The sequence below is a fragment of the Micromonospora sp. NPDC049049 genome (assembly GCF_040649115.1).
Classification (GTDB): Bacteria; Actinomycetota; Actinomycetes; order Mycobacteriales; family Micromonosporaceae; genus Micromonospora.
Genome location: NZ_JBEZEX010000040.1, coordinates 1 through 13055 on the forward strand (window position 1 = coordinate 1; position 13055 = coordinate 13055).

Sequence of the window (13055 nt, forward strand, 5' to 3'; positions counted from 1 at the left end):
CCCGTTCGGTCGTTCGTGGGGACTGTAACGACCGGGCGGAGGTCGGCATTCCAACCTGCGCGACCTGCATCCCACACCCTTGAGGGTCAGGCGGCCGGTCGGTGGTGCTGCGATCGTCAGGGTGTGTAACGACCCCGGCCCGGCCATGATTCCGCCCCACGAGTGCGCCCCGTCACAGGACAGAGATCGCATAACTCGCAGAAGCCCACGCCCCGCGTCAAGCCCGAATGCCCCGGACCGGGCAAACCTCCCAGGCTGGCCGTCTCGGCTAGCCCTTCGGGCCGCGCACTCCGCTTGATCCACTCGGCATCATCGAAAACGCGGTGTCCAGCTGGGCAGGATGCCCCGACATCAAGGAACCCGTGTTGATCATGGCGGCGTCGGCGTCGGCGTCGGCCCCTAGGCCCGACCCCCCGGTCCCCGACCCCCCGTCCCCGTCCCCGGCCCCGGCCCCGGCCCCGGCCCCGGTCCCTGCTCCTGGGCCGCCGGCCCGGCCGCTCGCTCCGAACCCCTGTCGCAGCCGCGATGGCAGGGCGCAGGGGCAGGGCGGGACCCTGACTACGCGAAACCGCGGAAACCGTATGAAACGCGCGAACCGCGCCTCCGGGACGGAGGCGCGGTTCGCGGATGTCGGGGACGTGTGTCGGGTCAGGCGACGTTGCGTTGGGCCGGGACGGTCGACTTGTGCGGGCGACCCAGGCGGGCCTCCAGTCGTGCGACGTCGACCCGGGCGTGCCGGCGGTCTGCCAGGTCCTCCCAGCCGACGGCGAGCAGTCGCAGGCGCTCCGACTCGCTGAAGCCGCCCCACACGCCGTACGGCTCTCGTACCGACAGGGCGTGAGCGGCGCACTCGGCGCGTACCGGGCAGGCGCGGCAGACCGACTTGGCAGTGGACTCGCGACGCAGCCGGGAAGAACCACGCTCACCGTCGGGGTGGAAGAACTGGGCGCTGTCGCGCCCTCGGCAGGCACCGAGTCGCTGCCAGTCCCAGAGATCGACGATGGGTCCGGGCAGTCTACGTACGTTCGACATCAGCACCCCTCCTCCCGCGCGGCTCCGCGAGAATCCTTATGGCCGGCATCCGGGCGGCGGGCCGCGCAGGCGCACCGTTCCCGGCCTGGATCTCCCGGTACCCGGGCTGTCGTCAACTCACACGTGTGTGATCGAAAACGTCCGAGAAATTGCGGCTTTTGCCCCATCTGTCGGAAAAGTTCGAAGGATTGCCGGGAACCCCCTCCCCAGCCGACCGCGTCATGGTCTGCTCGTTGGCGGAGAGGAGACCACAGTGCGTACCGTTCTTGTGTGCGTTCGGACACCACTCGCGGCCCAGCACCTTACTTCTGCTGCCGCGCGGCTGGGGTTGTCCGCGATCGTTCGTACCGCCGTCTCTGATCCCGAGGTGATGCTGCGGCTGGCCGAGCGACCGGCCGACGTGGTGCTGGCCGACACGGCCCTCACCCGGCCGGACAGCGCCGGCTTCGTCCGCCGGGTGTTGGCGCGTGCGCCGCAGGCGGCGGTGCTGCTGCTCGGCACCGAGGAGTCCGAGGCCGCGGCGGCCACCATCAGCGCCGGCGCCCGAGGGCTCATCCAGAATGTCGATCATGATCTGACCAGCGCGGTGGCGAAGGCGCTCCTGCTGCTCACCGCGCCTGGCCGAGCCTCCCGGCAGCGGATCACCGATCCGGCCCGCGACGCGGCGGCGGTGGGTGGTTCCGGCCGCTCCGGGCCGTCGCCGCGCGGTTCCGGCGAGCCCGGCTGGACGGCCACAGCAGCCGACGGGCCGGCCGGGGTGGCGTCGGTGCCGGTGCAGCGGGGCGACGACGAGGCGGAGGCGGGGACCGGCGAGTCGCCGGCGCAGACCGACCCGGGCCGTCCCGCCCCGAACGCCCGACCCAGTCGGGCGTCGATCGGGCTCACCGAGCGTGAGCTTCAGGTGCTGCTGGGCATGGCCGAGGGCAAGAGCAACGCGGAGATCGGCCGGGAACTGTTCGTCTCGGAGGACACCGTCAAGACGCACGCCCGCCGGCTGTTCCGCAAGCTTGGCGCTCGGGACCGGGCGCACGCGGTGGCGGCGGGCTTCCGCGCCGGTCTGGTGGCCTGACACCCGGGCAACGCCGCCGCACGGCACGCCGCACTGCACGCCGCGCGGAAGCGAGCACGCCGCACGGCACGCCATGCAGCCGGGCGCGCCGCGCAGTCGGGGCACGCCGCGCAGCCGGGCACGCCGCGCAGCCGGGGCACGCCGCGCAGCCGGGGCACGCCGCGCAGCCGGGCACGCCGTGCAGTCGGGGCACGCCACGCGGCAGCGGAGCATCCGGCGGGTCGGCGGGAGGGACAGCAGGGGTACGCCGCGCGGCCGCCGCGCGGGGCTACTTGGTGGCGGTCGGGGTGTCCGGCTCGTCCTCGGTGCCCTCGGACAGGGTGTCGTGCACCCCGTCCGCGTACCCCCGGGCGTAGTCCCAGGTCACGTAGTGGTCCGGGTCGGGGTCGTAGGCGGGTTCGTGCACCCGGGGCCGACCCGAGTTGAGCAGGTGCCGCAGGTTGCCGCGGAGCAGGTCCCAGTCGAAGTAGTGCGGTTCGCGACAGTCCTCGCATTCGATCACGAGCCCGCGAACCCCGATCGGGGCCAGCAGGGCCTGGTAGATCTCCAGGTCAGCGAGGTCTTCCAGCACATCCTGCCGCTCGACGTCGGTCAGCGGATCCGGCGTCGCGTCATCGCCCGGGTCATCCAGACCCGCAGTCGGATCGGCCGGGTCGCCGTTGAACGGGTCGATGGGCTCGTCGTGCACCCCCTCACCGTAGACCCAACGCGGCGCGAACGTCCGCCCCCCGGTCTCCGGGCCGGCCCGGCCTGCCACGGACGGGTCGCCCAGCTCACTGGGTACGATGAAGCGACGTGCCGGCTTCGTGGTGCGCTCCGGTGCCCGCCCGCGCCACCTCGCTGAAGCCCATCCGAGCAGCTCAGGGGAGCAATCGTGGAAAATTCGCCCAGCACCGATCTTCCGGCCGGCGGCGAGCACGCCGACCTGGGCGGCCACCTGCCCGAGCTGCCGGCCGGCTCCGCCCGGGTGGTTCCGCTCGGCCTCACCTTCGATGACGTGCTGCTTCAGCCGGGCGAGTCGGACGTGGTGCCCAGCCGTGTGAATACCCGGACGAAGCTCACCCGCAACATCGAGTTGTCCATTCCGCTGCTGTCCAGCGCGATGGACACGGTGACCGAGGCCCGGATGGCGATCGCCATGGCCCGCCAGGGCGGCATCGGCGTGTTGCACCGCAACCTCTCGCTGGAGGACCAGGCACACCAGGTCGACCTGGTGAAGCGCTCGGAGTCCGGCATGATCACCAACCCGGTGACCGCGAGCCCGGACGACACGCTGCGTGAGGTCGACGAGCTGTGCGGGCGTTACCGCATCTCCGGTGTTCCGGTGGTGGACGGCGACGGCCAGCTGGTCGGCATCGTCACCAACCGGGACATGCGTTTCGTCTCCGAGCCGAACACTCCGGTTCGCGAGATCATGACCCACACCCCGCTGGTCACCGCGCGGGTCGGGGTGAGCAAGGACGAGGCACTGGCGCTGCTGCGTCAGCACAAGGTCGAGAAGCTGCCGATCGTCGACGACTCGGGCCGGCTGCGTGGCCTGATCACCGTCAAGGACTTCACCAAGAGCGAGCAGTACCCGGACGCCAGCAAGGACGACGCCGGCCGGCTGCGGGTCGCCGCCGCCATCGGTGTGGGCGAGGACGCGTACAAGCGGGCCCGTGCACTTGTCGACGCGGGCGTCGACGTGCTGATCGTGGACACCGCGCACGGTCACCAGCGGGCCGTGCTGGACATGGTCCGCCGGCTGAAGGCCGACGTGACGGTTGACATCATGGGCGGCAACGTGGCCACGTACGCGGGTGCGAAGGCGCTTGTCGACGCCGGCGCCGACGGCGTCAAGGTGGGCGTGGGGCCGGGCGCGATCTGCACCACCCGCATCGTCGCCGGGGTCGGCGTGCCGCAGGTGACCGCGATCATGGAGGCGGCCCGGGCCGCCCGCCCGGCCGGTGTGCCGGTGATCGGCGACGGCGGCATCCAGTATTCCGGCGACATCGCCAAGGCCCTGGTGGCCGGCGCGGACACGGTGATGCTCGGCAGCCTGCTGGCCGGTTGCGAGGAGAGCCCCGGCGAGCTGATCTTCGTCAACGGTAAGCAGTTCAAGACGTACCGCGGGATGGGGTCGCTCGGCGCGATGCAGTCCCGGGGTCAGGCCAAGTCGTACAGCAAGGACCGTTACTTCCAGCAGGACGTGCTCAGCGACGACAAGCTGGTTCCCGAGGGCGTGGAGGGCCAGGTGCCCTACCGGGGGCCGCTGTCCCGGGTCGCCCACCAGCTGGTCGGCGGGCTGCGGCTGGCGATGGGGTACGCCGGTGCGGAGAACATCCCCGATCTGCACCGCCGGGGCCAGCTCATCCGGATCACCGCGGCTGGTCTGAAGGAGAGCCACCCGCACGACATCCAGATGACCGTCGAGGCGCCCAACTACCACACCCGCTGATCCAACACCCCCAACCACCTGGAGTCCCCCATGCGTGACGTGGTCGAGATCGGGCTGGGCAAGACCGCGCAGCGCGGCTACCACCTGGACGACATCGCCATCGTGCCGAGCCGCCGTACCCGGGACGTCGACGACGTCTCGACGTCGTGGCAGCTCGACGCGTACCCGTTCGGCATTCCGTGCGTCGGTCACCCCTCCGACGCCACCATGAGCCCGGCCTCCGCGGTGCGGCTCGGTCAGCTCGGCGGCCTCGGCGTGCTCAACGTCGAGGGGCTCTGGACCCGCTACGAGAACCCGACCAAGGTGCTGGACGAGCTGGCCGGCCTCGACGAGGAGGCCCGCGCCACCAAGCGGCTCCAGGAGGTGTACGCCGAGCCGATCCGCCCGGACCTGATCGCCGAGCGGGTCCGCGAGCTGCGCGCCGGTGGCGGCACCGTGGCGGTGCGGGTCTCCCCGCAGCACACCCTCGCGCTGGCGCCGGTGATCCTGGACGCCGGGGTGGACATCCTGGTCATCCAGGGCACCATCGTCTCGGCCGAGCACGTGTCGACCACCGATGAGCCGCTGAACCTCAAGGAGTTCATCGCCGACCTCGATCTGCCGGTGATCGTCGGTGGTTGCACGGACTACAAGACGGCGCTGCACCTGATGCGTACCGGCGCGGCCGGCGTGATCGTGGGCATCGGTGGCGACGAGTGGTCGACCACCGAGTCGGTGCTGGGCATCCGGGTGCCGATGGCCACCGCGATCGCCGACGCAGCGGCGGCCCGCCGTGACTACCTGGACGAGACCGGTGGCCGGTACGTGCACCTGATCGCCGACGGTGACATCCAGACCTCGGGCGACATCGCCAAGGCGCTCGGCTGCGGCGCGGACGCGGTGATGCTCGGTGAGCCGCTGTCGCTCTGCGACGAGGCCCCTGCCGGTGGTGCCTGGTGGCACTCGGCGGCGAGTCACCCGTCGCTGCCCCGGGGTGCCTTCGAGGTTTCCGGTGAGCCGCTCGGGTCGATGGAGCAGTTGCTCTTCGGGCCGGCGGACGAGGCCGACGGCCAGCTCAACCTGTTCGGTGGGCTGCGTCGGGCGATGGCCAAGTGCGGTTACCGCGACCTGAAGGAGTTCCAGAAGGTCGGCCTGGTCCTCGACCGCTGACCGTTCCTGACGCGCGAAGGCCGGCCCGCACGGGCCGGCCTTCGTCGTGTTCAGTCGGCTGTCACTTCTCCACGTAGATGGTCAGGTCGGACATGTTGCGGTAGCTGGTCGCCGCGAAGTCGAGCGACTGGCCCTTGTTGTCCGCGCCGCCGGGGGCGGTGTCCATCTCCCAGTTGGCGTGGTGGAAGTTGCGCTCGCCGATGGTCTGGAAGAACTGCTGGAAGTTGAGGTCGCCGTCGCCCAGCGGGGTCATCTGGTACCCGTTGGGAACGCTGGTGTCCCGGTCGCCGTCCTTGGCGTGGAAGAGCGGGAACCGGGTGGTCCGGTCGGCCACGGTGAGGATCGGGTCGAACAGGTCGGTCACCTCCTGGCCGGCCGGGTTGACGTACTTCTGGTGCTTGTAACGGGCCACGTAGGCCCAGTAGATGTCCAGCTCGAAGAAGACGTACCTCGGGTCGGTGATCTCGAAGAAGTACTCCAGTCGGCGGATGCCGGAGGACCGGGTCTGCCGGCCCTGCGCGTCGCGTGGGCCCCGGTCGATCAGGAAGTTGTACGCGGCGTCGTGGTTGTGCGTGTAGAGCCGCATACCCCGGGCCTTGGCCTGCCGGCCCAGCTCGTTCCAGATGTCCGCGGCGGCGTCCCACTCTGCCTTGTAGGCGCTGCTGGTCGGGTCGCTGCCGGTGCCGATGTTCTTCATGCCGAGTTCCTCGGCGATGTCCAGCTGTTGCTGGAAGGTGGCCGGCTGGATCGAGGCGTGGGTGCCGTTGGCCACCAGGCCGTTGTCGTCGAGGATCTTGCGAATCTCGGCGGGGGTGATCTGCCGGCCCAGGATCTCGGTGCTCTGGGTGTAGCCGGCGAACTCGATCTCCTTGTAACCGATCTCGGCGAGTCGGGCGAGGACGCGCTCGAAGCCGTACGGCACCCCGCTGTCGTCGGGCGCGGCGGTGATCCGGTCGCGGACGCTGTAGAGGATGATGCCGCGGTTGCGGGCCGGGATCAGCGGCTCCACCCGTAGCTTGCTCGCCTTGCCGGGGTTGGCGAGCGCGGGGGTGCCGGTGGCGAGGACGGGTAGGCCGGCCGCGCCGATCGCGGCGGCGGCGCCGGCGGAGGCGGCGAGCAGGGATCGGCGGCTGAGCCGGCCGGTGGGGGTGGCGTCGGGGGCGGTGTGGTCTGGCATGGTTCCACCTTTCGCGACGGTGGTCGGAGACAGACACTAACGTCGGTCTAAGTCGAAAGATAGGTTCGATCGACGGCAGCTTTTGTTTGATTCAACGAAAGTTACTGATGATCGTCGATACCGGCCGCGCGGCCCGCGATGCTGACTACGCTCGTCCTGACCGCACCGCGCAGGAGGCGAGAGGCGCAGGAGGCGAGAGGCGCAGGAGGCCGCAACGCCGCAGGAGGAGTGGGCATGGTCCGGACCGGACGCAGACTGCGCATCGCCGCGCTGACCTGCGCGATCGGGCTGGCAGTCACCGGTTGTACCGGCGACGACCGCGACGGCTTCCGGCCCGGTGCCGCCGACGTCAGCGACCCGTACGTGCCGGGGCACGGCAACGGCGGTTACGACGTCGGGCACTACGGCCTCGACGTGCGCTACGACCCGTCGACCGACCGGCTGACCGGTCGAGCCGTCATCACGGCCACCGCCACCCAGGACCTGTCCCGGTTCAACCTGGATCTGGTCGGCCTGGAGGTCCGCGCGGTCAGCGTGGGTGACGTGGCGGCCGAGCACCGGCGCGACGACGGCGAGTTGGTGGTGACCCCCCGCGACGGACTGCCGCGCGGCCGGCAGTTCACAGTGACTGTCGAGTACGCGGGCATCCCCACCGCCGTCGACGACGGGGCGTTGGGCAGCGGTGGTTTCCTGCACACCGCCGACGGCGCGGTGGCGCTCGGCCAACCCGACTCGGCCGCCACCTGGTTCCCGGTCAACGACCACCCGTCGGACAAGGCCACCTACGACCTGGCGGTGACCGTTCCGGACGGCCTGGCCGCGCTGAGCAACGGCGTACCCGGGCCGAAGAGCAGCGCCGACGGTTGGACCACCTGGCGCTGGTCGGAGCGCGCCCCGATGGCCAGCTATCTCAGCACGCTCGTGATCGGCGACTACCGGGTGGTGACCGGCACGCACGCGGGTCGACCGATGGTCACGGCGGTGGCCGCGAGCCTGCCGGAGACCGGCGGCGCGGCCACCTCGCTGGCCCGCACCGGCGCGATCGTCGACTTCCTGGCCAGCCGCTTCGGCCCGTACCCGTTCGACTCGTACGGGGGGATCGTGATCGCCGACGACCGGATCGGGTACGCGCTGGAGACCCAGTCCCGGCCGGTCTACGGGCCTGGCTTCTTCGCGGACGATAAGCCGAACCCGAGCGTCGTCGCGCACGAACTGGCGCACCAGTGGTTCGGCGACAGCGTGTCGCTGACCAGGTGGAGCGACATCTGGCTCAACGAGGGCTTCGCCAGCTACGCCGAGTGGTTGTGGGAGGAGCACGACGGCGGCCGGACCGCCCAGCGCAACTTCGAGATCCAGTACGCGGCGACCGACTGGACGCAGCCGTCGGTCGAGCCGGGCCGGGAGCAGATGTTCGGCACTGCCGTCTACAAGCGCGGGGCGCTCGCCGTGCACGCGTTGCGCCGGACCGTCGGCGACGACCTCTTCTTCCGCATCCTGCGTACCTGGACCACCGAGCGGGCGGCGGGCAACGCGACCACGGCGGACCTCGTCGCGCTGGCCGAGCGGGTCGCCGGGAGGCAACTGCGTCCGCTCTTCGACGCCTGGTTGGTGGGCGGGTCGGCTCCCACACTGCCGTGATCCGGCCCCGCCGCCCGGTCGATATGCTGCCGCCTGCGAACGGCGGGTAGGCGCCCGTTCGCGCGGAACTGCGGAGGCCGTGACCGGCCACCGTGCGGAAAGGGTGTGGGATGCGCGGGACGCGGCACAGACTGCGAGTGGCTGCCGGCCTGCTGGTGACCGGTGCGCTCGCACTGTCCGGATGCGACTCGGCGGGCCCGGAGGCGGCCCCGTCACCGAACGCGTCCCCCACTCCGGCGCGGACGTTCGCCGCGGGCGCCGACGGGGTCGGCGACGCCTACTTCCCGACCTACGGCAACGGCGGCTACGACGTCGGGCGGTACACGGTGAAGGTGCGCTACGACCCGGCCAAGGACCAGCTGACGGGTACGACAACGGTGCGGGCCACCGCGACCACCGACCTGTCGTCGTTCAACCTCGACCTGGCCGGCCTGACCGTCAGCGCGGTCACTGTGGACGGCGCACCGGCGACCCACAGCCGCAAGCGGAACGAGCTGGTGATCAAGCCGGCTTCCGGGCTGATCAACGGCAACGGGTTCGTCGCCGAGGTCACCTACGCGGGCAAGCCGAAGCCGCTGAAGAACGAGGCGCTCGGTGACGGTGGTTTCCTGCACACCGCCGACGGTGCCATCGCGCTGGGTCAGCCCGAGTCGGCCAGCACCTGGTTCCCGGTCAACGACCACCCGTCGGACAAGGCGGCCTACGACTACGAGGTCACCGTTCCGGACGGCCTCACCGCGATCAGCAACGGCGTTCCCGGCGGGAAGACCAGCACGGGCGGTTGGACCACCTGGAAGTGGTCGGAGAAGTCGCCGATGGCCAGCTATCTGAGCACGCTGGTGATCGGCAAGTTCCGGATCACCACCGGCGAGCACAAGGGCCGCCCGGTCTACAACGCGGTCACCACCACCGAGCCCAAGGGGAACGCGGACGCGTCGATAGCGCAGACCGTCGCGGTGGCGGACTACCTGGAGAGTGTGTTCGGGCCGTACCCGTTCGACGCGTACGGCGGTGTGGTGATCTCCGACAGCCGGATCTCCTACGCCCTGGAGACGCAGAGCCGACCGGTGTACGCGGCGAGCTTCTTCCGGCAGGGCGAGAACACCGAGGTCGTCGCGCACGAGCTGGCCCACCAGTGGTTCGGCGACAGCGTCGCGTTGGCCAGGTGGGAGGACATCTGGCTCAACGAGGGCTTCGCGACGTACGCGGAGTGGCTCTGGGCCGAGCACACCGAGGCGTACACCGCCAAGGAGGCGTTCGACAACCGGTACGCCAGCATGTCCGCGCGGGTGTGGCAGACACCGCCGGGCAAGCCGGGCGCGGAGAAGCTGTTCAGCGAGTCGGTGTACCAGCGCGGCGGCATGACCCTGCACGCCCTGCGGGTGGCCGTCGGCGACAAGGCGTTCTTCGAGATCATCAAGACCTGGGCGGCGGAGAAGCGCGACGGCACCGCCACCACTGCCGAGTTCGTGGCAGTGGCCGAGCGGATCTCCGGCAAGCAGCTCGACGCGCTCTTCGACGCCTGGCTCTACGGCACGAAGAAGCCCGCACAGCCCAAGCGGCTTTGAGCCGCGGTCAGTTCTTCACGACAAGTTTGGGGTGGGCGGCCAGGTAGGCGTCGGCGCGGCCGGCGCGGAGTTCGGTGAGGAACTTCCGGCCCTCGGTGGTGAGCTGTTCACCCCGGTAGGCGCTGCCCTTGCCGACGCCGGAACCGGGTAGCCCGACCAACGTGAAACGGTTCTCCGGCAGGCCACTGAGGGCGTACGCGATGTCGACGATCCGGCGTCCGCCCACGTAGACGAGCGTGTCGCCCAGCGCGGAGACCACCTGGTCGACGCGCTCGGGTTGCTTGGCCAGGCCCTCGTCCAGGATCTTGCGGGTCATCGCCCGGATCAGCTGCTGCTGGTGGCGCTGCCGGGCGTAGTCACCGCCGGTGATGTAGCGCTGCCGCGCGTAGTCCAGCGCCTGCCAGCCGTTGAGGTGCATCTCGCCCTTCTCGTAGACCTGCTGCGGCCCCTTGTAGCCGCCTGGCGCGCTCTCCCGGTACTTGCCGTCCGGTCGGCGGTGCAGCGACTCGACCCGCTGGTCGATGTAGATGTCCACCCCACCCAGGGCGTTGACCAGCCGGTCGAACCCGTTGAAGGTGAGCACCGCGCCGGCGTCGATGCGCAGCCCGGTGTAGCCGCTGACAGTGCTGCGCAGCAGCTCGTACCCCTGGGCCGTGCTGGGTTGTTTGGGTTTGCCCGGCACCCGGCTGCCGAAGCTCATGGCGTGCGTGAGTTTGGTCTTGCCGCCCTTGTAGCCGGCCTTCGGGAACGCCGGGATGTCCACCAGCAGGTCGCGGGGGAGCGAGAAGAGGTACGCACGATTCAACCCCTTGGGTACGTGCAGCACCAGCACGGCGTCCGAGTGCGGCTCCCATCCGGGCACGCTGACCCGGGTGTCCACACCGACCAGCAGCAGGTTGAGCGGGCCGGTGATGTCCGCGCCCGGCGGTGGGCCGCTGGGGCTCGGGGTCGGCGTGCCGACGGGTGACGGGGTCGGTGAGCCGGCCACCGGAGCGCCGCCCGGCTTGTTGTCGCCGGTCAGACGGGTGATCACCACGGTGCCGGCCGCGATCAGCGCGACGACGGCGAGGGCCGCCAACCCCAGCAGCAGCCACCGTCGGCGCGGCGCCATCGACCCGAGAACCATCCTGGATTCCTCCCACCCGTCTGGTGAACAACGCTCCGACGGGTGCTCCGGGTTGCGGCCGGGAGGCGCCGGGTCGGTCGGCCGGAGCATGATCGCGCAAAAACGGGCGCTGGCGCGAGCGCTACTGGCGAGTAATGATGCACCCATGCGGTACGACGTGCTCGTCATCGGGTCCGGCTTCGGTGGCAGCGTCACCGCGCTCAGACTGGCCGAGAAGGGCTACTCGGTCGCGGTGCTGGAAGCCGGCCGCCGCTTCGCCGACGACGAGTTCCCGCAGACGTCCTGGCGGCTCCGCCGGTTCCTCTGGGCACCCAAGCTGGGCTGCTACGGCATCCAACGGCTCACCCTGCTCCGCCCGGCCGGTCGACGATCCGGCGGCGGAGTGCTGGTGCTCTCCGGCGCCGGGGTGGGCGGCGGTTCGCTGGTCTACGCGAACACCCTCTACGAACCGCTGCCGGCCTTCTACGACGACCCGCAGTGGCGGGACATCACCGACTGGCGCGACGAGTTGGCCCACCACTACGACCAGGCGAAACGAATGCTCGGCGTCACCACGTACCCGGTGGACACCGGCGCGGACCGCGCCATGCGCGCGGTGGCCGAGCGGATGGGGGTGGGGCACACCTTCCACGCCACCCCTGTGGGCGTGCACATCGGCCGGCCCGGCCAGCGGATCGCCGACCCGTACTTCGGCGGTGCCGGCCCGGAACGCACCGGCTGCCTGCACTGCGGTTCGTGCATGACCGGCTGCCGGCACGGGGCGAAGAACACCCTCGTCAAGAACTACCTCTGGCTCGCCGAACGGCTCGGGGTCACGGTCCGTCAGTTGACCACGGTGACCGCCGTCCGGCCCGCCGACGGCGGCGGGTACGAGGTGCACACCGAACGCACCGGCGCCTGGCTGCGCAAGGCTCGACAGGTCATCCACGCCGATCAGGTGGTCTTCGCCGCCGGGGCGCTCGGCACCCAGCGGCTGCTGCACGGGATGCGGGCCGACGGTGCGCTACCCGGGCTTTCGGCCCGCCTCGGTGAGCTGACCCGGACCAACTCGGAGGCGATCCTCGGCGCCTCGGTGCCACGCCAACGGGCCCGGTCCGAGCGGTTGGACTACACCGAGGGGGTGGCCATCACCAGCTCGTTCCACCCCGACCCGCAGACACACATCGAGCCGGTCCGCTACGGGCGGGGCTCCAACGCGATGGGGCTGCTCCAGTCGCTGCTGGTCGACGGCGGCCCGCACCGGGTCCGCCGCTGGCTGGGCAGCATCGTGCGGCAGCCCCGGTTGGCGGCGCGGATGCTGTCGGTACGCGGCTGGTCGGAACGGACGGTGATCGCCCTGGTCATGCAGTCCGTGGACAACTCGCTGACCACCCGGTGGCGGCGTGGCCCGCTCGGCAGCAGGTTGGTCACCGGCCCGGGCCACGGCGCGCCCAGTCCCACCTGGATCCCCGCTGGCAACACCGCCGCCCGAATGCTCGCCGACGAGATCGGCGGCACCCCCGGCGGCTCACTCACCGAACCGTTCGACATCCCGATGACCGCGCACATCCTGGGCGGGGCGGTCATCGGCGCCACCCCGGCCGACGGGGTGATCGACCCCTGGCATCGGGTGTACGGGCACGTCGGGCTGCACGTGGTCGACGGCGCGGCCGTCTCGGCCAACCTGGGCGTGAACCCGTCCCTGACGATCACCGCACAGGCGGAACGGGCGATGTCCTTCTGGCCCAACAAGGGCGACGAGGATTTCCGCCCGCCGCTCGGCTCCCCGTACCGCCGCCTCGCACCCGTACCCCCGCACAACCCGGCGGTCCCGCCGCACGCCCCGGGCGCGCTGCGACAGTGACCCGCCGCCACCTCCG

At 70.9% G+C, this 13055-nt stretch carries 10 protein-coding genes; 6 read left to right on the plus strand and 4 right to left on the minus strand.

The features are described from left to right. Positions 1-648: 648 nt before the first annotated feature. Positions 649-1032 (minus strand): WhiB family transcriptional regulator, encoded by a 384-nt coding sequence (locus tag AB0B68_RS28605; protein ID WP_355010075.1) that lies wholly within the window; start codon positions 1030-1032, stop codon positions 649-651. A gap of 253 nt (positions 1033-1285) precedes the next feature. Here AB0B68_RS28605 and AB0B68_RS28610 point away from each other — a divergent pair, with 253 nt between their 5' ends. Next, entirely contained in the window at positions 1286-2101 is an 816-nt protein-coding gene (locus AB0B68_RS28610; protein WP_355010074.1) for a response regulator transcription factor, read from the plus strand. A gap of 268 nt (positions 2102-2369) precedes the next feature. Here the strand turns inward: AB0B68_RS28610 and AB0B68_RS28615 are convergent, their stop codons facing one another. After that, a complete protein-coding gene (locus AB0B68_RS28615; protein WP_355010073.1) occupies positions 2370-2789 on the minus strand; it encodes a DUF5319 domain-containing protein in 420 nt (139 codons plus the stop codon). A gap of 186 nt (positions 2790-2975) precedes the next feature. On the opposite strand from AB0B68_RS28615, the gene guaB reads away from it, so the two are divergent. Then, positions 2976-4538, plus strand: a complete 1563-nt coding sequence (gene guaB, locus AB0B68_RS28620) for an IMP dehydrogenase (protein WP_357197765.1) — start codon at positions 2976-2978, stop codon at positions 4536-4538. Between the two features lie 30 nt (positions 4539-4568). Further along, positions 4569-5687 (plus strand): GuaB3 family IMP dehydrogenase-related protein, encoded by a 1119-nt coding sequence (locus AB0B68_RS28625; RefSeq protein ID WP_091406427.1) that lies wholly within the window; start codon positions 4569-4571, stop codon positions 5685-5687. 61 nt (positions 5688-5748) lie between these two features. Here the strand turns inward: AB0B68_RS28625 and AB0B68_RS28630 are convergent, their stop codons facing one another. Further along, positions 5749-6864 (minus strand): sugar phosphate isomerase/epimerase, encoded by a 1116-nt coding sequence (locus AB0B68_RS28630; protein WP_357197760.1) that lies wholly within the window; start codon positions 6862-6864, stop codon positions 5749-5751. Between the two features lie 234 nt (positions 6865-7098). Between AB0B68_RS28630 and AB0B68_RS28635 the strand changes: the two genes are divergently transcribed. Both AB0B68_RS28635 and AB0B68_RS28640 read left to right on the plus strand, forming a co-directional pair. Beyond that, complete coding sequence (locus AB0B68_RS28635) at positions 7099-8502, plus strand: M1 family metallopeptidase (protein ID WP_357264007.1); 1404 nt, start codon at positions 7099-7101, stop codon at positions 8500-8502. A gap of 110 nt (positions 8503-8612) precedes the next feature. Further along, positions 8613-10070 carry a M1 family metallopeptidase gene (locus AB0B68_RS28640; protein WP_357264010.1) on the plus strand — a complete coding sequence of 486 codons (1458 nt, stop codon included), beginning with the start codon at positions 8613-8615 and terminating at the stop codon, positions 10068-10070. A 7-nt stretch (positions 10071-10077) separates the two neighbouring features. Here AB0B68_RS28640 and AB0B68_RS28645 read toward each other — a convergent pair whose 3' ends face one another. Further along, entirely contained in the window at positions 10078-11196 is a 1119-nt protein-coding gene (locus tag AB0B68_RS28645; protein ID WP_357197751.1) for an LCP family protein, read from the minus strand. Between the two features lie 145 nt (positions 11197-11341). Between AB0B68_RS28645 and AB0B68_RS28650 the strand changes: the two genes are divergently transcribed. Further along, the gene (locus AB0B68_RS28650; protein ID WP_357264014.1) at positions 11342-13039 is read left to right on the plus strand and encodes a GMC family oxidoreductase; all 1698 of its coding nucleotides are present in this window, start codon (positions 11342-11344) and stop codon (positions 13037-13039) included. The last annotated feature ends 16 nt before the right edge of the window (positions 13040-13055 follow it).

What these genes read in the sequence shown, in the direction of transcription:
- AB0B68_RS28605 (WP_355010075.1), bottom strand. Translation starts at nt 1,032, where the DNA reads ATGTCGAACGTACGTAGACTGCCCGGACCCATCGTCGATCTCTGGGAC.
- AB0B68_RS28625 (WP_091406427.1), top strand. Translation starts at nt 4,569, where the DNA reads ATGCGTGACGTGGTCGAGATCGGGCTGGGCAAGACCGCGCAGCGCGGC.
- AB0B68_RS28630 (WP_357197760.1), bottom strand. Translation starts at nt 6,864, where the DNA reads ATGCCAGACCACACCGCCCCCGACGCCACCCCCACCGGCCGGCTCAGC.
- AB0B68_RS28635 (WP_357264007.1), top strand. Translation starts at nt 7,099, where the DNA reads ATGGTCCGGACCGGACGCAGACTGCGCATCGCCGCGCTGACCTGCGCG.
- AB0B68_RS28640 (WP_357264010.1), top strand. Translation starts at nt 8,613, where the DNA reads ATGCGCGGGACGCGGCACAGACTGCGAGTGGCTGCCGGCCTGCTGGTG.
- AB0B68_RS28645 (WP_357197751.1), bottom strand. Translation starts at nt 11,196, where the DNA reads ATGGTTCTCGGGTCGATGGCGCCGCGCCGACGGTGGCTGCTGCTGGGG.
- AB0B68_RS28650 (WP_357264014.1), top strand. Translation starts at nt 11,342, where the DNA reads ATGCGGTACGACGTGCTCGTCATCGGGTCCGGCTTCGGTGGCAGCGTC.